Origin of the sequence: Paucidesulfovibrio longus DSM 6739 (assembly GCF_000420485.1) — a bacterium.
Classification (GTDB): Bacteria; Desulfobacterota; Desulfovibrionia; order Desulfovibrionales; family Desulfovibrionaceae; genus Paucidesulfovibrio; species Paucidesulfovibrio longus.
The window spans coordinates 74,809-94,003 of record NZ_ATVA01000014.1; the positions used below are offsets into that span (position 1 = coordinate 74,809).

The following is a 19,195-nucleotide window of genomic DNA, read 5'->3' on the forward strand; positions in this document are numbered from 1 at the left end:
TGACGTAGCCTCTCCGGGCCGCGAAAGCAAGAAGGCGCGGCTCAGGCTTCCACCTCGTACTCGTCGCCGAGCACGAGCACTTCCTCTTCCGCGGCATCCTCCTCGGGCCGCGGCGGCGTGGACGTCGGCTCTGCCTCTTCCGCAAGGGCCAGGGATTCGTCCAGGACCACCGGAGTCTGGTCCAGATCCTGGCGGAGATTGTCCATCATGCGTCTCGTCAGTTCGAGATAGGTCCGGACCTCCTCTGCGGAAAGCCCTTGCTCCGCGGCGGCGAGCACCTCGTCCACGCTGCCGGAAAGCACGTTCTCCAGCTCGCGCCCGCGCCGGGTCAGCTTGATGATCACTTGGCGGCGGTCGTTGGTATCCTTGGTCTTGCGCACGAGATTGTCGCGCACCATGCGGTTCAGCGTGTTGGCCAGGGTGGGCTGCTCCACGCTGAGGCTGCGGCAAAGCTCGCTTTGGGTTTGGCCGTCGCGCTGCCAGAGACACTGCAATACGGGAAACTCGGCAGCGGTGGCCTTGTGCGGGGCCAGCCTGGCCTGGACGGCCTGGACATGGAGGCGGGCAAGGGCGCCGGCCAGGGAGCAAGGGGACTGCTCGTAGCTGGAAGACATATCAGACCTCGCAGGATGGAGATTCTTATAGTCGAAAATATAGATAGCTTCCGCAATTGAAAGATGTCAATGCCGCAGCGGAATTGCGCCGCTCCCGCACGCTTTACCTTGCAGGTCGGAAAGACTAGGATGCGCCGCATGTTCATCATCGTAAACGTGGACGACCTGGGCCTGCACCCTGCGGTGCGGCGGGCCGTGGTCGCCTTGTCGACAGAGGGCATCGTCACTTCCTCGACTCTCATGGCCAATGGACCGGACCTCGAAGAATCCGCGCGCATCGGCGGGGTCGGGCTGGGCGTGCACATGAACGTGCTGCGCGGCAGGTCCGTGCTCCAGCCGCGCCTCGTGTCCAGTCTCCTAGGGGACGACGATCTTTTTCTGGGCGACTACGGCAAGCTCATGGGCAGGTATTTTGCCGGGCGCGTGGACCTGCGCCAGGTCGAGTCCGAATGGGCGGCCCAGATCGAAAAAATCATGGACCTGGGCGTGCGTCCGACGCACCTGGACAGCGAAAAGCACATCCACGCCTGGCCGGGCATGATGGCCGTGGCCGGGCGGCTGGCCGAGCGCTACGGCATTCGCTGGGTGCGCAGGCCGCGGGAGTGCGCCGGGCTTCTGCGCTTCGACAAGGGCGGGCTGCGAACGAAATTCCTCAATGTCTGCGCCTTGATGCAGAAGAAGCCCGAAGCGGTGTCCTGGCCGGACCGCATCTGGGGCATCGCGGACCAGGGGGAGCGGTTGTTGCCCGACGCCTTCAAAGAGTATATGGCGGGCAGCAACGACCGGGTGGTGGAAATCTGCTGCCATCCCGGCGATCCGCAAGAGGGTGATCCGCCGCTTCCGGTCGAGTTCGGGGCCATGCGCGTCGGCTCCCAGTGGAGCGTCGAATTCGACCGGCTCTCTGATCCCCGCTGGCGCGACGTGCTGCGGGAGATGGACGCGCGGCTGGTCCACTACGGCCAGATCCGGCCCGAAGATATCGAATGAATCCAAGCCATGGCCTAGCCGGGGCAAATCAATGAGCAAAGAAATCGAAGTCAGCATCGTCACGCCCATGCACAACGAGGAACTCTGCGTGCGCGAGTTCCACACCCGCATCAGCGCGGCCCTGCGGGGCATGGGCGCAAGCCACGAGATCGTTCTGGTCAACGACGGCTCCACGGACTCCACGCCGGAGATCATCCGCGAGCTGGCAAAGCAGGACCCGAACCTGCGCGGCGTGTTCCTGGCACGCAACCGGGGCCAGTGCACGGCCATCTACGCGGGCATCCAGCAGAGCCGGGGCAGGTATGTCGTGATCATGGACGGCGACCTTCAGCACAAGCCCGAAGAGGTGCCCTCGCTCATCGAGGAAATCCGCAAGGGGTGGGATCTTGTTTCGGGCCGCCGCACGGACCGCAGCGAAAGCATGCTCCTGCGCCGCCTGCCGAGCCGCATCGCCAACTGGATGCTGCGCCGCAGCAGCGGCTGCCAGGTCCAGGACATGGGCGGCCTGTCCGTGCTCAAGGGCGACCTGGCCCGGTCGCTCCAGCTCCGCGAGGGGCACCACCGCCTGATTCCGGCCTTGATCCACCGCATGGGCGGATCGGTCACGGAAGTGCCGACCACGGCTCCGCCGCGCTTCGCGGGCAAGAGCCACTACGGCATCGGCCGCAGCGTGGACGTGCTCTTCGACATCGTCATGCTCTGGTTCCAGAACTCCTTCAAGCAGCGGCCCCTGTATCTTTTCGGGCGCGCCGCGCTGCTGCTCTTTCTGGCCGCCTCCGCGATCATGACCTGGCTGCTTTACGAAAAGGTCTTTCTGGGCGAGCACATGGGCACCCGTCCGCCTTTTCTGGGGGCGATCTTGCTCTACATCGCCTCCCTGGGGGCCATGTCCACGGGCTTCATCCTGGAAGCCCTCGGCGACACCCTGGACAGCGTCCTGAACCGCAAGAACTACGTGATTCGGGAAATCGTCCAGCAGCAGAACGATGAAACGGAAGGGTAGCCTGTGAAGATCGCAATACTTCAGATCAATTCCGTGGTCGGAGACCTGGACGGCAACGCCGAGCGACTGCGCCGCGGGGTCGAGGAAGCGCGGTCCGCCGGAGCGCATTTCTGCGTCGCGCCGGAGCTGGCCCTGCTGGGCTACCCCCCGCGCGACCTGCTGCTCTATCCCGAAGTGGTGCGCGCCTCCCAGCGGGTCATCCTCAATCTCGCGGAATCGCTTTCGGATTCGCTGCCGTTGCTGGTGGGCGCGCCGGAAGCCAACCTTTCCGGGGTGGGCAAGCCGGTCTACAACTCGGCGTATCTGCTCATGGAAGGGGAGATTGTCCGGACATTCCGCAAGACCCTGCTGCCCACCTACGACGTGTTCGACGAGGCGCGCTACTTCGAATCCGCCGAGTCCTGCACGGGCGGGGAATATCCGCGCAACACCTTTCGCTTCATGGATCGCCGCATCGGCGTGACCATCTGCGAGGACGCCTGGAACGACAAGGATTTCCATCCGATCTGCACCTATCGGAACGATCCGGTGGACCAGCTTTCCAGGGAGCACCTCGACCTGATGATCAACCTCTCCGCCTCGCCCTTCAGCGTGGGCAAGCAGCAGATGCGCGAGGCCATGCTCGGCGCGGTGGCCGCCAAATACGGTTACCCCATCGTCTACGCCAACCAGACCGGGGGCAACGACGATCTCGTCTTCGACGGCAGGAGCATGGCCATCGGCCCGGACGGCAAGGTCTTTGCCCGTGCCTGCGGCTTTTGCGAGGAAACCTTGATCGTGGACCTTTCCGAGAAATCCGGACGGCTGGACGAGGATGATTTCACGCCGGAATCCGAGACGTACCGCGCCCTGGTCACCGGGCTGCGGGACTACCTGAACAAAAGCGGATTCCACCGCGCCGTCATCGGCCTTTCCGGCGGCATCGACTCGGCCCTGACAGCGGCTCTGGCCGTGCACGCCCTGGGCCGGGGCAACGTGCTCGGCGTGCTCATGCCGTCGCCCCATTCGAGCAAGGGCAGCGTGGACGATTCCCTGGAGCTGGCCAAGCGCCTCGGCATCCGCACGCACACCCTGCCCATCGGCCCGCTCATGGAGTCCATGCAGCAGACGCTGGCAGAGCCTTTTCGGGGGCTCGACCCGGACGTGACCGAGGAAAACATCCAGGCGCGCATCCGCGGCAATCTGCTCATGGCCATCTCGAACAAGACGGGAGCCATGCTCCTGGCCACGGGCAACAAGAGCGAACTGGCCGTGGGCTACTGCACCATCTACGGCGACATGGCCGGAGGCTTCGCGCCCATCTCGGACCTGCCGAAGACGGACGTGTATCGGCTGGCCGCCTGGATGAACGCGGAATTCGGGGAGATCATCCCGCCCGCGATCCTCACCAAGGCCCCTTCGGCCGAGCTGCGGCCGGAACAGACCGACCAGGACAGCCTGCCCGATTACGAGACGCTCGACGCCATCCTGGAGCTGCACGTGGAGCAGCGCATGGCCGGGCGCGAGATCAAGGCCCTGGGCTTTGCGGATGAGGTTGTGGACAGCGTGCTCGGACTGGTCCGGCGGGCGGAGTTCAAACGCCGTCAGGCCGTGCCCGGAGTCAAGGTCAGGGCGCGTTCGTTCGGCTCAGGCTGGCGAATGCCGGTGGCCTGCAAGAGTCCGCTTTAGACGAGAAAAGGGGCCTTGCGGCCCCTTTTGCGGTCTGTTGGAGTTAGGTGCGGCGGCGCGGCTCAAAGCCCCTTGCGCTCGAAGAATCGGAACAGGCCCAGGAAGGCCGCGGCGAGCACGGCGATGACCACCCAGTGGTTGACGCCGAACAGAGCGGGCAAGGTCAGCTTGCCGTAATCGCCCAGGGGCAGGACGCTTTGCTGCATGGTCGGGTAGACCTCGGCGTAGAGCGCGGATCCGGCCCAGCCGCCGAAGATGCCCCAGAGCGCGTCGTAGCGGCCTTCGCCCAGAGCGCCCCAGGAGGTGCCGGGGCAATAGCCGAGCAAGGCCCAACCCGCACCGAAGATCAACCCGCCGAGGATCTGAGCGCCCAGGGAGGTGCCCTTGATCTTGAGGGCGATCATGCCCAGGTCGTTGAGGAGATAGATTCCGATCATGGCCACGAGAATGGCCGAAAGCATGTACTTGACGATGGTCATGTCCTTGAGGCGCAGCGCGCCGAGCTGCTTGTCGTAGCGCAGCACGCGGGCCTTCTGGAGCAGGATTCCGAAGAGGATGCCCGTGGCGAGTCCATAGATGAGCTGCATGGGTCTACCTCCTTCCGTAGAGCAGGCGCGCGACCACGAGCCCGCCGACAAAGAACATGATCAAGGCCAGATAGCCGCTCGCCGCGAGCTGGGCCAGTCCGGAAAGGCCGTGCCCGCTGGGGCAGCCGCCCGCGAGCCGGGCGCCGAAAAGAGCCACGGTCCCGCCGAGAAAGGCCACGAGACCGCGTTTAGCGGCATTCGCACCGAAACGATCTTTCCAGGAATCCGGAACCGCCATCCAGCGGAAGCTGCCGGAGGCGTTGGACGAGAAGAACGAGCCGAGGAAGATGCCGAGAACGAACATCCACTGCCAGTCGATGCCCGCGTTCTTCTCGAAGTAATGCATGAAATAGGAAAGTCCGGAAACATGGTCCGGCGCTACGGTTTGTTCGATGAGCCCGGCAGTGCGGACAAAGGATGTGGACGCGCCGAAGTACTCTCCGGCGATCCAGACGGACAACACGAGCACGAGCCCGGAAAGAGCGCCCGCCACATAGGGGCTCCAGGCTTTGGAACGGGATGAGGACATATGCTTCTCCTTCGTTCTGGTGTGTCGCGGATGCAGTGAAACACTACGATCATACATAGGCGGGCGCGTATGTCAACGCGGCGCGGATCAAAAAGGAAACGGAAGGATAAAATGGACGAGAGCGGCATTCGCAAAGCCTGGAACGGTCCGGGAGGCTATTCCCAGGTACTTTCCGTGGGCGTGCCCCTGGTCATGAGCATGGTGTCCAATACCGTGATGCAGTTCACGGACAGGATCTTTCTGGCCAACTATTCGCTGGACGCCATCGCGGCATCGCTGCCCGCGAGCATCACCAGCTTTCTGTTCCTCGCCTTCTTCATCGGCGTTGCGGATTACGTCAGCGTCTTCGTGGCCCAGTACATGGGCGCGGGCAAGCTGGAGCGTGTGGGAGCTTCGCTCTGGCAGGGCATCTGGTTCTGCGTCCCGTCCTGGATCATCCTGGCGAGCCTGGGTTTCGCCGGGGAAGCCATCTTTTCCATGGCGGGACACTCGCACGAAATACTGGCCCTGGAAGTGACCTATTTCCAAATTCTCAGCTTCGGAGCGGGATTCGCGGTGCTCTCGGCGAGCCTGGCCTGCTTCTATTCCGGGCGCGGCCTGACGAAATCCGTGATGATCGTGAACACCATCGGCGCAGCGGTGAACATTCCCTTGGATTACATGCTGATATACGGAATCGGACCGTTTCCCGAATTGGGCATCGCCGGAGCGGGGTTGGCCACGGTCATAGGCACCGCGCTCATTTCCGTCATGTTCGGCGTGCTGATCTTCCGGCGCTCGAACGAGGAGGCTTTCCACGTGCTCAGCGCGTGGCGGCCGGACTGGCGCATTTTCCGCAGGCTGATGCGCTTCGGACTGCCCGGAGGGGTACAGTTCTTCGTGGACATGTTCGCGATCACCTTCTTCGTGTACATCATCGGCCGGCTGGGCAAGGCCGAGCTGGCCGCCACGAACATCATCATCTCCTTGGATCTCCTTGCTTTCCTGCCCTGCGTCGGTTTCCACATCGCCACCAGCGTGCTCGTGGGCCAGTCCCTGGGCGCGGGCAAGCCGGACCACGGCGCACGCGCCACGGGCAACGCCATCCGCCTGAGCATGCTCTACATGGGCGGCATGTCGCTTCTCTTTCTATTTGCGCCGCATTTCCTGCTGGAGCTGTTCCGGCCGCTGGGCATGAGCGACGCGGAGTTCGAGCCTGTCCTGGAGATGGGCACGATCATGCTGCGCTTCGTGGCGGCGTACAGCCTCCTGGACGCCTTGATGCTGATGTATTCGGGCGCGCTCAAGGGCGCGGGAGATACCCGTTTCGTAATGTGGACCATCGGGGCCTGCTCTTTGGGGATCATGGTCGTGCCGCTCTATCTGGCCGTGGAATGGTTCGGATCGGGCTACATGGTGCCCTGGACGCTGCTTTCGTTCTACGTGCTCGTGCTCGCGCTGATCTTCGGCCTACGCTTCCGGCAGGGAAAGTGGCGTTCCATGCGGGTCATCGAGGACGATGTCTGGACCGAGGCTTCCGTGATCAAGCCCTGACGCAGCGCAGGAGGAACCGTCGCCGTCTTGCCCAGGGCGAGCCGCTGCCGTTTTGGGGAGGTTTGCGCTGTTGGGTTTGACAGCCCGGAATCCTGGGGTACAAAGGGGAATGAGCGTCCTCGGTGATCGATTGGAACAGCTCTTCGCGTCCCTGGACCGGGAAGAGCGCGTGGCCGTGCTCCTGTCCGGCGGGGTGGACAGCGCCGTGGTGGCCGCGTGCGCTTTTGCCGCTCTGGGCGGCAGGGCCGTGGCCGTGACCCTTCGCAGCGAGTTCACCTCCGGCTGCGATGCCGAATGGGCCGCGCGCATAGCCGCCCACATCGGCATTGCCCACCTCTTCGGGCGTGTGCGTCTTCTGGACGATCCCGGCATCCTCGCGCACGAGAGCGACCGCTGCCTGCGCTGCAAGCGGATTCTCTGCGCGCAGGCCAGACAACTCGCACCGGACGCCTTGCTGCTGGACGGAACAAACGCCGACGATGATCCCGCACGTCCGGGCAGGCGCGCCTTGCGCGAGTATCATGTCCGCTCGCCGCTGGAGGAGTGCGGCCTGGGCAAGCATCATGTCCGGGAACTGGCGGAAAACCTCGGTCTTCCCAACGCAAATCGTCCATCGAACAGTTGCTTGGCCACGCGCTTGATCGCGGGCCGAGTCATCCGGCGTGAAGACCTTGCCAGAGTGGCCCGCGTGGAGGAGGTTCTGCGCGAAGAGGGCTTCGAGGATGTGCGCGCCCGCCTGGACGATCTGAAGATGATCCTTGAAATCCCCTTTGGTTCCGAACCATTGCTTGAAAAAGCGCACGCCAGGATCATGCAGACGATCAAGGGCCTGGGGCTGACCCTGGCCGGGTATGTCTACCGCGCTTCCGGAGAAAATCGAACATGATTATAGTTGGTTGGCATAGTCCAGAAAGAAATGGCCGTTGCCGTGGTTCGGGACCTCCAATGCAGGAGAGCGGCCTGGGCTTCGTCAAAGACTCAACTTCAGCATTGCCAATTATTTCAAGTTGATATGTTGTGAGGTGGCATTTTGCCGTTTCGTGCGCGCCTTTCCCGGCCATGCGGAAAGGGAATCGCGTTTCTCGCTTTCAATGTCGGTGAAGAGCGCTCGAAGTGAAAAAGAGCTCCGACATGCAAAACGTGATGAACTGATCAGCATGGACGTGAGCGTTTTTTCGGCTTGGAGTGGATAATTCGCAGATGCAGCGAAAAACATCGCTGAAGCCTGCGGAACAGTCAAGAAAATGTGACTTGCGGAGTGTTGCGGTTTGACCATCGAGCATTCGGAGATCAAGCTGTGAGCCATATGCGATCGTTCATTCGATCATAAAAGCTAAACATGTCATTCGTGCATGTTGCCGCAAAGAAAGATTACAAGGCGATCAATGAAGAAATGCCATTCAAAGGCTGTGGTTCAGCTTGCGGAGCGGCATTTCGAACGCCTCTGAGAGGGGGCGGGCAGCGTTGCAGTCAGGGCTGAAGTATTGCGTACGGCAGGGAACGGGGCAGGCAATCCAGGGACGGGCCGGGGCTCCACCGTGGGCGGTCGCTCCGGGGGGGGTCAAAGCCGGTCGTAGTCCGTGAAATCGTGTTGCAGCGCGTCGATTCGGCGCGCGTAGCCCTGGCCCAATCGGGCGGCAAGGTAGGAATGTTCGGCCTTGGACGCGGCTTCCAGAAAACCGGAAACCGTTCTGGCCGTGCTGTGGTAGGTGTGGCGCAGGGCCACCTGATGGTCCACGGCCACGACGCACCCGGCTTCGTGCAGGCGCAGGCTCGTCACGACGTCCACCCCGTATCCGTAGGGGTTGCCCTCCAGATCGATGCCGCCCGCGGCGCGCAGAGCTTCCAGATTGAAAAGAGGCGCGATTCCGTCAAGATAGGCGACCGTGCGGATTTGCTTGTCCGCCGCGCGGACCATCTGCGCGTGGTAGGGGTTGCGCAAGGCGGACGGCGAGTACGCGCCCACGGGTCCGAGCCGGGACTCGATCCAGTCCAGCCGCTGGCCGACGCGCCGGATCATGGGGCCGGGCGTTGCAAAGGAAATGTCGTTGTTCAGGAACCAGAGATGCGTGTAGCGGGAGCCGTCCTGCTCCAGGCGTTCGAGGGTCCAGCGCAGCGCTCCGGCCCAGTAGATGTTTTCCGGCAGCCGGACCCAGGCTCCGACCGCTGGAATCGGTGCGGCATTGTCCAGCACGCGGATGTCCGGCGCGAGTTCGTGCTCGGAATCCAGGAGCTGCCGCCGGACCCGGTCCGTCAGCGTCGGATCGCCGTAATGCAGGATTACGGCGCAGATTCGTATGGGGCGGACTCTCGTTGGCAGGGCCACGTGACTCCCTCGGCAGGTGCTTCCTTGCGGGTTGAAGTGTCAAACAGGCGTCCAGCCGGGCGGCGCTGGCGTTTTCCGTTGCGGATTGATAAGGTTCTTACGCGGCTGCAAGCTCTTGTCAATGTTGTGGAGCGCCTCGGCGGCTTGTTGGGGTGCATGGGGGTGCATCATGGATTTCGCCTGGGAAAGATTGCCTTGCAGGCTGCGCCGCGGCCTGCTCGCCGGAGGGGTCGGGCGTTCGCATCTGGCCGGACTGGCCCACGCCGCGCTCTCTTCCGCGCGCGTTCCCGGAACGGATCACGAACTGGCGGGCTTTCTGGCCCGGCTGGGGTTCGATGTCCTCCTGGCGGCCTGGGAAGAGGATCCGCTCAACGGCTCCCTGGCCGAGCCCCTGCTGACCCTGGGCCGGGATTCCTTCTCGCCGAAATTGCGCGGAGCGCTGACCTGGCTCGCGGAACAATGGAAGCCGGACGCCCGCGCGGACCGATACCTCGCCAAGGGCGACCATGAACGGCTTCTGGACATGCACTCCGGCCGGGCCGAGGCCGATCCCTTCCTGCTCCGGGCCTGCGTGGAGTCGCTGCTCGTGGAGGGGGATGCGGGGCGCCTGCCCGCGCTTTTCGGCGGACTGGAGCGCAGGGGCTGGGACGGTCCTGGGCGGTTCCTGCTGGACGTTGTCCGGGCGGAAACCCGGCTGATCCTGCGGGATTATTCCGTTTGCGGCGAGCTGGAAAGGCTTGCGGGCGAATTGCCCCTGCCGGGCAGATTGACCCGGCTGGCCCACTGCCGCCACGGGCTCGGCGAACCGGAGTTGGCGCTCCGGCTCTGGAAAGGCGTGCTCAAGGCCCAGCCCTGGAACGTGAACACGCTCCTGCGCGCCAGGGACGTTCTCCTGGGGCGGGACGGGGAAACCGCCGCGCTGCCGGGCGATTGCTCCATTCTGCTCTATACGTACGAAAAATCTGACGAACTGGAGAACTGTCTGGCCCGGCTCGACGCCGCGGGCCTGGACGGCTGCCATGTCGTGGCACTGGACAACGCGAGCACGGACGCCACTCCGGCCGTGCTTTCGCGTTGGAAGTCGAAATGGGGCACAGAACGTATTTCCGCCGTGCGGCTGGACGTGAACGTGGGCGCGCCTGCCGCGCGGAACTGGCTCCTTGCCCGCGAGGATGTGCGGGCGCGTCCGTTCGCGGCCTTTCTCGACGACGACGCCCTGGTGCCGGAAGACTGGCTCGGCAGACTTGCCGCCGCGGTCCGCTCCGAGCCCGGCGCGGACGCATGGGGCTGCAAGGTCGTGGACGCGGGCAGACCCTGGGTCGTTCAGAATGCGGACCTGCATCTGCGTCCGGACCTGGGCCGGGAAAACCGGGCGGACGCCGGGGGCGGGCAGCTGCCCGCCCTCCCGGTCTGCGATCTGCAACACCAGGGGTTCGACCTTGGCCAGTTCGACAGCCTGCGTACCTGCGTCTCGGTCACGGGCTGTTGCCACCTCTTCCGCACCCGCAGTCTCACGGAGCAGGGCGGATTCGACATCCGCTTCTCGCCATCCCAATTCGACGACCTGGACCGCGACCTGCGCGTTGCCGAGTCCGGCGGCTACGCCGTCTGCCAGGGATTCTTGCGCGTGGAGCATCTCAAGCGCACGGGCGAGGCGGCCCGGCGGGGCGCAAGCGCCGCAGGCAACGCGCTGGGAAATCTCGTGAAGCTGCGGCAGCAGCACGGAGACAGGCAACTGGAAGGCGTGGCCGAGAAGCTCTCCGACCTGACCTTGCAGGCGGTACGCCGCGCCGAGCGCGAACTGGCCGAAGGCCTGGGGGACTGACGTGTCCGCTTTGCTGAACATGCGCATCGCCTACGCCTCGCTGACCGCCCGAAAGCTGCGCACGATCCTGGCCATGCTCGGCGTGTTTCTCGGTGCGCTTGCCTTCACGGGCGTGCAGAGCGTCAGCGACATCATGGTCCGCAACGCCGAGATACAGGCCGAGAAAATGGGGCCGAACCTGTTTTCCGTGCTGGCGGGGCGGGTGCGGTTTCGCCGGGGGGGCGGCATCCAGTTCAGCAACTTCAATACGAATTTCAAACTGTCCGACGCGGTGAGCATTCTGGACAAGATTCCGGCCGTGGCAGCGGGCGCGCCCTACATCAACCTGAGCCTGCCCGTGCGCGGGCAGGGCACCGTGACCAACGCCCTGATCACGGCGACCTGGCCGGAGTACCAGCAGGTGCGGAGCTTCATTCCGGCATACGGCAGGTTTTTCAACCTGGCCGAGGTGCGGGACAAGGCCCGCGTCGTGGTCCTGGGCCGCGAGATCGCGGACAGGCTCTTCGGCGAGCCGGAAGCCGCGCTGGGAAAGCTGGTGCTCATTCGCGGAGCAGGATACCGCGTCCTGGGCGTCATGGAAGTCAAAGGCCAGGACTTGTCCGGGGTCAATCAGGACGAGCAGATCTTCATGCCCCTGTCCACGTACATGCGGCGCGCCGCCAACGTGGACTGGATCAGCGGGGTGAGCATGAGCCTTGCGGACGGCGCGGACCTGGAGTCGGTCCGGGAAAGCGTCCGCAGCCTGATGCGCGAGCGGCACCGCCTGCGGCCCGGAGTCGAGGACGATTTCAGCATGCTCGAGGCCAAGGACGTCATCCAGCTTCAGCGCGAGGCCCTGGACCTGATGCAGACGCTGGGCCTGATCTCTTCGAGCCTTTCGTTCGCCGTGGGCGGCATGGGCATCCTCTCGATCATGATCCTGATGGTGCGCGCGCGGCGGGTGGAAATCGGCATCCGGCGGGCCGTGGGTGCCAGGCGTTCGGACATCGTCCGGCAGTTCATGTACGAGGCGGGCATGCTCTCGGCCTGCGGCGGCAGCGCCGGAGTGCTGGTCTGCCTGCTCGGCGTCCTGGGCTTTGCCGGGTTCACGGAGTATCCCCTGGTGCTCAGTTCGGGCGTCTTCGGGATGACTCTTGTCGGCTCCGGCGTGCTGGGGCTGTTCGCGGGATCGTATCCCGCATGGCAGGCGTCGCGGATAGAAATTTTGGACGTGCTCAAGTCTTGATCGAACGGTGCGGCGTCGAATCCGGCAAAGTGAGCGCGTCGGAGCGCCGGATTCGGGACGCAGCACGCACACAGGGGAGAGAACGTGAGAGCGAAGATCATGAACGGCGCGCGCACGCTGTTTCGGGAGCAGGGCTATTCAAACGTGACCATGCGCGCCATCGGCCGCAAGGTGGGATGCAGCGCGGCGGCCATCTACAGGCATTTCCGGAACAAGCGCGAGATCATGGACGCATTGCGGCACGAAGGCTTCGACAAGATGTTGGAGATGCTCCGGGCGGAAATGCGCAGCAACGACCCGTGCGAGCGGCTGGTGGAGTTCGGGCGCGGATACGTTCGCTTCGCCACGTCCAACCAGGAGTCCTTCGCGCTGATGTACAATCTGGCGGGACAGGGACCGGAAGACATCTTCGAGGGCAGCGCCGAGCCCACGGCCACCTTCGACTACTTCACCCAGGTCGTGGCCGAGAGTTTTGCTTCGGGCCGCTTCGAGGGAGTGGACGAACAAACGCTGCTCTTCTCCCTTTGGTCCATGTTCCACGGACTGGCCTGCCTGATCAACAGCGGCAGGATCAAGGTGGTTTATGGCGACCTGGACCCGTTCGAGCTTCTGGAGCGTGCGCTGCGCTTCGCTGCCGGGGCCGGGTGCGCAGGATCGTCCGGCAACGAGGGCCGGGCCCGGTCCTGACGCAGGAGCCGCGGTTTCGGCTGCGGCGGAGAGCAGGCCGGGCCTGCGCGCGGCTGGGGACCGGGGGCGGCGTTCCATGCGGCGTGGACATGCCTTGGGGAATGGTCCACAATCAAGCAAGGGGAATCGTCGCGGGGCAAACGTGGACGAGGAGAGGGCATGGTGCGAAGCTCGTTTGAGAACATCTGCATATTCCATATCCTGGACGGCCTGCGCGACGGGTTGTCCCACTTCTCGGACGGAGCCAGGGCCGCGCTGATCTACGCCACGGATCCCGCAGGGCCGCTGCGCGTCTACGACCCCCAGGATCTTCTGCGGGGCCACGAACCCAAGCTGCTGGATTTTTATCTGGAATCGGAAAACTGGCGCGGCCCGCTGCCCGAAGGGCCGGAAGTGGACTTCCTGCGCCCGGAGCATCTCAAGCAGCTCCAGATGGCGGGACTGCTGGCCTTTGGGGGCCGCTCGCGCTCCGTGCCCTATCAGGTCTGGTTCACGGAGGAGCATCCGACCATGTGCAGCACCGGGCCGACCCTGCACTGGATGGAATACGCGACCCGGCTGTTTTCCCAGAACTACGAGCTGCAGAACGTCCTCAACATCGACACGTCCGGGTATGTCCTGCAGCAATGCGCGTCCCACGCCATTCGGGACTACATCGTGGACGAGCGCGCGAACATGGGCAAATGGGACACCCAGCTTCGGGTCTATCCCATCCTGGACGCGGTCATCGGCGTGTCCAAGACCATGGAGGAGGGTTGCTGGCCGCGCGGCGAGCTGGTCTTTGTCGAGCCGAACGAGCAGTACCAGCTCAACTACCTCGCGCTGTTCCCGGACAACGACCGGCCGGAAATCCACAACTTCAAGCGCGTCCGCAAGCTTCTGCAAAGCGTGGAAGGCTCGGAGCGCAAGCTCGTTTCCGACGGCAGGAACATCGTGGGCATTGCCGTGGGGACGGTCCCGGATTCCTGCATCGTGGCGCGCTATCACGGTTCCCACGGTTTCCTGCTGCTCAACGGCCTGCTGGTGTGCAGCTTTTCCGAGGGCAATTTCAGTTCGTCGAACCGCAAGGCGAACCTTGTGGAGCTGGAGGAACTCTTCGTCGATTCCCGGCTCAATCTTTCGGAACAGCATTCGCTCAAGAACATCGTCACGGCCCTGGTGGACAGCTCCACGGAAAAGCGCCACGGCTGCACCCTGGTGCTCGACTTCGCGCCTGCGCCGGAGCGCATGTCCGGGCAATATCTGGTCCACCCCCTGGACCTGCGCCTGGGGCGGTTCCTGGAACTGGCCAAGGCCCTGTCCAAGATCGACGGGGCGCTGCACATCGGCGCGGACCTCAAGCTGCACGGCTTCGGCTGCCTGCTCGACGGGCACAGCGTTCCCGGAGAAAACCTGGCCAGGGGCGCGCGCTACAATTCGGCCCTGCGCTACACCGCCCAGCACGACTCGGCCATCGTGGTGGTCGTGTCCTCGGACCGTCCGGTGTCCATCATCCAGGGCGGCATCGAGCTGACTGCCGCCTGCGCGCTGAAGACCCTGCGCGGATGCCCAACGCCGCCCATCCTGAAAGACTGGCTCAATGGCTGAACCTACGTGTCGTAGATTGTTGTAGATGACTTATTTCATCGAAATAAAATATGTTTTCAAGAGGAGTTTCGCTTCATGGCTATTCGCCTTGTGCCGCGTTCCATCCGTGGCAAGCTGATTTCCACCCTGGGCGTGCTGATGGGGCTCATTCTGCTTCTGGGCGGTTTGAGCTGGATGCAGCTGAGTCTCGGCGCGAACCGCGCCGGTGAGCTCTTGCGCGTCGAAGCCGGCCTGGCCGACTCCCTGAGCCGCGCAAGGGGCGGGCTTCAGCGCTTGCGCCGATTCGAGAAGGAAAGCCTGCTCTACGTGGACGACGGCGTTTCGCGCAGGATTGCGATGCAGCGGTTCGAGGACGAATACCAGACCATGGTCGGAGAGCTGACCCGCCTGGGCGAACTGGCCGAGGAGAGCACCCTGGTGCGCCGGGAGGAACTCAGCGCGGTCAAGAGCATGCGCCCGCTATTGGAAAAATACGTCAAGGCTTTCAGAGAGGTCATGGCCGGCATCGAAAGCGACCCGTCCGTCAATCCGCAGCGCGCCCGCAAGTTGATGGAGCCGATGGAACCTTCGGTGGCCGAGTTCGAAACGACCTTCGAGAAGGCGCGCGTGGGCAACGAGATTCTGGAGCAGAGCCTGGCGGAACTGCGGTCCGACGCGCTGCGCACGGAAATGCTGCTCGCCGCCATTCTGGGCGTGTCCCTGCTGGCCTCGCTGGTGGCCGGGCTGTCCCTGCTGCGTTCCGTTTCCCATCCCATCAGGGTTCTTTCGGAATACGCCGAGAAGGTTGCCGGGGGCGACTGGAACGCCACGGCGGAAGGGCTGGACAAGGGGGAGATGGGCCGTCTGCGCGGGGTCATCGAAGGCATGGTCGAGGAGTTGAAGCGGCGCTTCGGCTTCGTTTCCGGCGTGCTCAAGGGGCTGCCGCAGCCATGCTTCGTGGTGGACCGGGAAGAGCGGGTGACCTTCATCGGCGAGACCTACATGAAGCTCTACGAGGTCGAAGGCGAACCGGAAGAGCATTACGGCAAGAAGCTCAACGAGTTCTTCTACGGCGACAAGGAAAAGGACACCCTCACGGGCAGGTGCATGCGCGAGAACGTGGCTATCCGCGACGTGGAATTGACGCGCGTCCTGCCCTCCGGGAAAACCGTGCTCGTGACCATGGACGTGGTTCCGCTGCACGACCTTGACGGCAATCTCATCGGAGCCTTTGCGGTGCTGGTCGATCTGACCCAGATCAAGCAGACCCTCCAGGCCGTGGAGGAGAAGAACGCCAAGATCGAACGGGCCTCCGCCGAGGTGGACGCCATTTCCGACCAGGTGGTCTCGGCCACGAGCGAGCTTTCCGCGCAGGTGGAGCAGGCCAGCCGGGGAGCCGTGGCCCAGAAGGAGCGCGCGGACACCACGGCCACGGCCGTGGACCAGATGAGCGCCAGCGTGGTCGAAGTGGCGCGCAACGCCACCAGCGCGTCGGAGCTGGCCGAGCGTTCCCGCGCAAAGGCCCAGGAAGGCGCCGAGGTCGTGACCAAGGTCGTGAACAATATCCAGGAAGCCACGAAGCTTTCGGCGAACCTGCGCAGGAACATGGACGAATTGGGATCCAAGGCCGAAGGCATCAGCAAGATCATGAACGTCATCAACGACATCGCGGACCAGACCAACCTCCTGGCCCTGAACGCGGCCATCGAGGCGGCGCGGGCGGGCGAGGCGGGCCGGGGCTTTGCCGTGGTCGCGGACGAGGTGCGCAAGCTGGCGGAAAAAACCGTCATCGCCACCAAGGAGGTCGGCGGGTTCATCGCCGCCATCCAGAACAGCGCCGCCCTGAGCATCGAGGGCACCCAGAGCGCAGCGGCATCCATCGAGGAAGGAGCGCGGCTGGCCGAGGCGTCGGGAGCGGCCCTGCGCGAAATCGTCGAATTGGTGGACGACACCGCCGATCAGGTCCGAAACATCGCCACGGCTTCCGAGGAACAGGCCGCAGCCAGCGAGGAGGTGGGCCGCGCCACCACGGAAATCAACGCCATTGCGGGGGAAACTTCGGACGTGATGCGGCAGGCCGCCAGGGCCGTGGACGAGATCGCACGGGTGGCCCAGCACCTCAGCCGCATGATCGACGAAATGCGCTCCTGATCGTCGGGGCGATCATCCTGCCGCGCGCGGCGGGCAAAAATGGCCGGTCGCCTTTCGGGGCGCCGGCCATTCGTCGTTGTTCATGCAGGCATGCCGAGCAGGCGGAGACGAGAGATGTTTACAAAAAGAATTGCATATGTATTACGAAATGAAATTGTCCCGAAACCGGGAGCAGGGAAGGATCGCGTAGGCAGGACTGATCACAAGCGGCGCAAGGCGTCGAAGAAATGACGGTTTGCGGCTCTACCAGGCTCCTGCCTTGTCTCCGTGCGGATTGACGACGCTGCGGCGGAGGTGATCGGGTTCTTCCGTCCTGGGCTGGCGTTGTTCCGTCCAGCCGAATTCGGCCATCAGTTCGTCCAGGCTCTTTTCTTCCGTCAGTTCGTATATGGGAGTCTGCCCGGAGGCGAAAAGCTCCTGTATGACGCTGGCAGAGCAATCTATGGGGATCTGGCTCATGGTTCGTTTCTCCGGTGCTTCATGGTCGGCTTCAAAGCCGCCGGGGAAGAGTAAGCAATCTCCGTGCCGGGAGAAAATTGCCGACCGAACCGGAAAACGAAAAGGGCGTCCGCTTTCGCGGGCGCCCTTTCCTGTCGCAGGGGAGAATGGAGATCAGCCTTCGGTGTTCATCCGTTCGATGAGGCTCAGGAGCTGCTGGGAAAGCCTGGCCAGTTCGTTGGTGGCCTTGGCCGCCTCGTCCATGCCCTGGGAGGTCTCTCCGGCGATGCGCCGGACATCGTCCACCGCGCGGTTGATCTCTTCGCTGGTGGCGGATTGCTCTTCGGCCGCGGTGGCGATGCTGCGCACCTGATCTGAGGTTTCCTCGGCGAGGCGGACGATTTCCCGCAGGGCCTGACCGGATTGCTCGGCCAGGTCCGCGGCGCGGTTGGCCGTGACCGTGGACTGCTCCACGCTGGCGATGTTCACGCGGGCGCTTTCCTGCATGCTGCCGATGGCCTGGCCCACTTCCTTGGTGGCGATGACGGTTTTTTCCGCCAGCTTGCGCACCTCGTCCGCGACCACGGCGAAGCCTCGGCCCGCCTCGCCCGCCCGCGCCGCCTCGATGGCCGCGTTCAGGGCCAGGAGGTTGGTCTGGTCCGCGATGTCGTTGATCACGCCCATGATCTTGCTGATGCCGTTGGCGCGCGCGCCCAGGTCGAGCATGTCCTGCTTGAGCCGGTTCGAGCTTTCCGCCACCTCCAGGATGGAGGAAACCGCGTTGTCCACGATCTTGTAGCCGGCGTTGGCCTGGGAGCGGGTGTTTTCTGCGGCTTCGGCGGTGATGGCCGAGTTGCGGGCCACCTCCAGCACCGTGGCGGTCATCTCCTCCATGGAGATGGCGGTCTCGGCGGTGCGCTGGTCCTGCACGCTTGCGCCGCCGCTGACCTGCACGATCTGCGCGGAGAGTTCCTCGGACGCCGCGGAAACCTGGTGGGCGATTTCTTCGGAGCGGGAAGCGATGTCCCGCATGGTCCGCAGCAGGTCGGAAACCTTTTCCTCCTGGCGGCGGGATTCGGCAAGGGCCGTTTCGGCGCGCTCGGCCTGGGCCTCGGCCTCGCGGCTGGTCTGTTCCGATTCGAGCATCTTCTGCCGCAGGCGGGCGACCATGTCGGCGATGGATTCCTTCATGCGCAGCAATTCCGCGTTGAACGTGCCTTCCGGAATGGCTTCCAGGTCGCCGTCCGCGACCTGCCGGGCATACCGTTCGATGCTGCGCATGGGCCGGACGATCTTGCCCTGGGTGACGAACCAGGCAAAGGCCGTGACCGCCAGAAGCACAGCGAGGGTGACGCCGCCGATGGTCAGCTGCGATCGAAACGCTTCGGCCCGGGCGGATTGCAGCGAAGAGATGATTTCGAACGCGCCGTGCACCTCGCCCACCTTCCAGTCTTCCTTGATTCCGCCGGTGACGTCGCGCTCGCCCCTGGGCGCGCCGTGGCAGTAGAGGCAATCCTCGGTGAGCTTGATGGGTCGGAAGTAGCGCACATGGTCGGACTCGGTGACAACGTATTCGCTCAGGTTCTTTGCCTTGATTTGCTCAAGGGCGCGGCGTTCCACGGCGTCAGGCTCGTTGGCCGGATTGCGGGGGCCGACCTTGGGCGTGCGCACCTGGAACTCGCCCTTTTCCGCGCTGGCCTGGGCCATGCGCATGGCCACCACGATGGGCACGGCGTCCATGACCTGGTCCGGAGGAAGTTCGGAAAACGGACGGATCACGCCGCGCTGGATCTTGGCGGCGAACTCGTTGCGGATGGACTCGGCCATGCCGACCACGGTTCGGCTGCGTGCGAGCACGGTTTCCATGGCGGCGCTTTCGCTTTCGCGCATGTTCATGGCCGCCAGCACCAGAGCGATGACCAGGGGGCCGCAGAGGGCAATGAAAAGAACCTTCCATTTGATCCCGGAAAGATTCAGCGCCCCGAAAGGGGAAAAGATAGTCGGCATTGCATATTCCTGCTGTCTAGGGTGTTGAATCCATTTAAGAACGTACTTG

At 64.1% G+C, this 19,195-nt stretch carries 16 protein-coding genes; 10 read left to right on the forward strand and 6 right to left on the reverse strand.

The features are described 5' to 3' along the window. Window positions 1–41 precede the first annotated feature (41 nt). Window positions 42–614, reverse strand: coding sequence for a MarR family winged helix-turn-helix transcriptional regulator (locus G452_RS18795; RefSeq protein ID WP_022662025.1), 573 nt, complete (start codon window positions 612–614; stop codon window positions 42–44). Between the two features lie 138 nt (window positions 615–752). On the opposite strand from G452_RS18795, the gene G452_RS18800 reads away from it, so the two are divergent. From G452_RS18800 to G452_RS0109510, 3 genes are read left to right on the forward strand one after another with little or no spacing between them, the layout of a single operon-like run. After that, window positions 753–1,601 (forward strand): ChbG/HpnK family deacetylase, encoded by an 849-nt coding sequence (locus G452_RS18800; protein WP_040368563.1) that lies wholly within the window; start codon window positions 753–755, stop codon window positions 1,599–1,601. Window positions 1,602–1,632: 31 nt separating this feature from the next. After that, a complete protein-coding gene (locus G452_RS0109505; RefSeq protein WP_022662027.1) occupies window positions 1,633–2,604 on the forward strand; it encodes a glycosyltransferase family 2 protein in 972 nt (323 codons plus the stop codon). 3 nt (window positions 2,605–2,607) lie between these two features. Beyond that, the gene (locus tag G452_RS0109510; RefSeq protein ID WP_022662028.1) at window positions 2,608–4,272 is read left to right on the forward strand and encodes an NAD+ synthase; all 1,665 of its coding nucleotides are present in this window, start codon (window positions 2,608–2,610) and stop codon (window positions 4,270–4,272) included. A gap of 62 nt (window positions 4,273–4,334) precedes the next feature. Here G452_RS0109510 and G452_RS0109515 read toward each other — a convergent pair whose 3' ends face one another. Then, window positions 4,335–4,859, reverse strand: a complete 525-nt coding sequence (locus tag G452_RS0109515) for a DUF6691 family protein (protein ID WP_022662029.1) — start codon at window positions 4,857–4,859, stop codon at window positions 4,335–4,337. Between the two features lie 4 nt (window positions 4,860–4,863). Further along, window positions 4,864–5,445 (reverse strand): YeeE/YedE thiosulfate transporter family protein, encoded by a 582-nt coding sequence (locus G452_RS0109520; RefSeq protein ID WP_081650556.1) that lies wholly within the window; start codon window positions 5,443–5,445, stop codon window positions 4,864–4,866. A 54-nt stretch (window positions 5,446–5,499) separates the two neighbouring features. Between G452_RS0109520 and G452_RS0109525 the strand changes: the two genes are divergently transcribed. Both G452_RS0109525 and G452_RS18805 read left to right on the forward strand, forming a co-directional pair. Next, window positions 5,500–6,921 carry an MATE family efflux transporter gene (locus G452_RS0109525; RefSeq protein ID WP_022662031.1) on the forward strand — a complete coding sequence of 474 codons (1,422 nt, stop codon included), beginning with the start codon at window positions 5,500–5,502 and terminating at the stop codon, window positions 6,919–6,921. Between the two features lie 109 nt (window positions 6,922–7,030). Further along, a complete protein-coding gene (locus tag G452_RS18805) occupies window positions 7,031–7,807 on the forward strand; it encodes an asparagine synthase-related protein (RefSeq protein ID WP_155887629.1) in 777 nt (258 codons plus the stop codon). A 675-nt stretch (window positions 7,808–8,482) separates the two neighbouring features. Here the strand turns inward: G452_RS18805 and G452_RS0109535 are convergent. Further along, entirely contained in the window at window positions 8,483–9,247 is a 765-nt protein-coding gene (locus G452_RS0109535; RefSeq protein WP_022662033.1) for a glycosyltransferase family 2 protein, read from the reverse strand. Between the two features lie 169 nt (window positions 9,248–9,416). Between G452_RS0109535 and G452_RS18810 the strand changes: the two genes are divergently transcribed. From G452_RS18810 to G452_RS18820, 5 genes are all read left to right on the forward strand, one after another. After that, a complete protein-coding gene (locus tag G452_RS18810; RefSeq protein WP_022662034.1) occupies window positions 9,417–11,072 on the forward strand; it encodes a glycosyltransferase family 2 protein in 1,656 nt (551 codons plus the stop codon). A gap of 1 nt (window position 11,073) precedes the next feature. After that, a complete protein-coding gene (locus tag G452_RS0109545; protein WP_022662035.1) occupies window positions 11,074–12,297 on the forward strand; it encodes an ABC transporter permease in 1,224 nt (407 codons plus the stop codon). Between the two features lie 84 nt (window positions 12,298–12,381). Next, window positions 12,382–12,984, forward strand: coding sequence for a TetR/AcrR family transcriptional regulator (locus G452_RS20570; protein ID WP_155887631.1), 603 nt, complete (start codon window positions 12,382–12,384; stop codon window positions 12,982–12,984). A gap of 159 nt (window positions 12,985–13,143) precedes the next feature. Further along, window positions 13,144–14,571, forward strand: coding sequence for a DNA integrity scanning protein DisA nucleotide-binding domain protein (locus G452_RS0109555; protein WP_022662037.1), 1,428 nt, complete (start codon window positions 13,144–13,146; stop codon window positions 14,569–14,571). A gap of 75 nt (window positions 14,572–14,646) precedes the next feature. Next, a complete protein-coding gene (locus tag G452_RS18820; RefSeq protein WP_022662038.1) occupies window positions 14,647–16,701 on the forward strand; it encodes a methyl-accepting chemotaxis protein in 2,055 nt (684 codons plus the stop codon). A 243-nt stretch (window positions 16,702–16,944) separates the two neighbouring features. On the opposite strand, the gene G452_RS0109565 is transcribed toward G452_RS18820, so the two are convergent. Both G452_RS0109565 and G452_RS0109570 read right to left on the reverse strand, forming a co-directional pair. Continuing rightward, window positions 16,945–17,160: a hypothetical protein gene (locus G452_RS0109565; RefSeq protein ID WP_022662039.1), complete on the reverse strand. Its 216-nt coding sequence runs from the start codon at window positions 17,158–17,160 to the stop codon at window positions 16,945–16,947. Between the two features lie 153 nt (window positions 17,161–17,313). Continuing rightward, on the reverse strand, window positions 17,314–19,146 hold the full coding sequence (locus tag G452_RS0109570) for a methyl-accepting chemotaxis protein (RefSeq protein ID WP_022662040.1): 1,833 nt from the start codon (window positions 19,144–19,146) through the stop codon (window positions 17,314–17,316). Window positions 19,147–19,195 lie beyond the last annotated feature (49 nt).

Coding starts and splice junctions, on each gene's coding strand:
- G452_RS18795 (WP_022662025.1), bottom strand. CDS start 614: ATGTCTTCCAGCTACGAGCAGTCCCCTTGCTCCCTGGCCGGCGCCCTT.
- G452_RS18800 (WP_040368563.1), top strand. CDS start 753: ATGTTCATCATCGTAAACGTGGACGACCTGGGCCTGCACCCTGCGGTG.
- G452_RS0109505 (WP_022662027.1), top strand. CDS start 1,633: ATGAGCAAAGAAATCGAAGTCAGCATCGTCACGCCCATGCACAACGAG.
- G452_RS0109515 (WP_022662029.1), bottom strand. CDS start 4,859: ATGCAGCTCATCTATGGACTCGCCACGGGCATCCTCTTCGGAATCCTG.
- G452_RS0109520 (WP_081650556.1), bottom strand. CDS start 5,445: ATGTATGATCGTAGTGTTTCACTGCATCCGCGACACACCAGAACGAAG.
- G452_RS0109525 (WP_022662031.1), top strand. CDS start 5,500: ATGGACGAGAGCGGCATTCGCAAAGCCTGGAACGGTCCGGGAGGCTAT.
- G452_RS18805 (WP_155887629.1), top strand. CDS start 7,031: ATGAGCGTCCTCGGTGATCGATTGGAACAGCTCTTCGCGTCCCTGGAC.
- G452_RS18810 (WP_022662034.1), top strand. CDS start 9,417: ATGGATTTCGCCTGGGAAAGATTGCCTTGCAGGCTGCGCCGCGGCCTG.
- G452_RS0109555 (WP_022662037.1), top strand. CDS start 13,144: ATGGTGCGAAGCTCGTTTGAGAACATCTGCATATTCCATATCCTGGAC.
- G452_RS18820 (WP_022662038.1), top strand. CDS start 14,647: ATGGCTATTCGCCTTGTGCCGCGTTCCATCCGTGGCAAGCTGATTTCC.
- G452_RS0109565 (WP_022662039.1), bottom strand. CDS start 17,160: ATGAGCCAGATCCCCATAGATTGCTCTGCCAGCGTCATACAGGAGCTT.
- G452_RS0109570 (WP_022662040.1), bottom strand. CDS start 19,146: ATGCCGACTATCTTTTCCCCTTTCGGGGCGCTGAATCTTTCCGGGATC.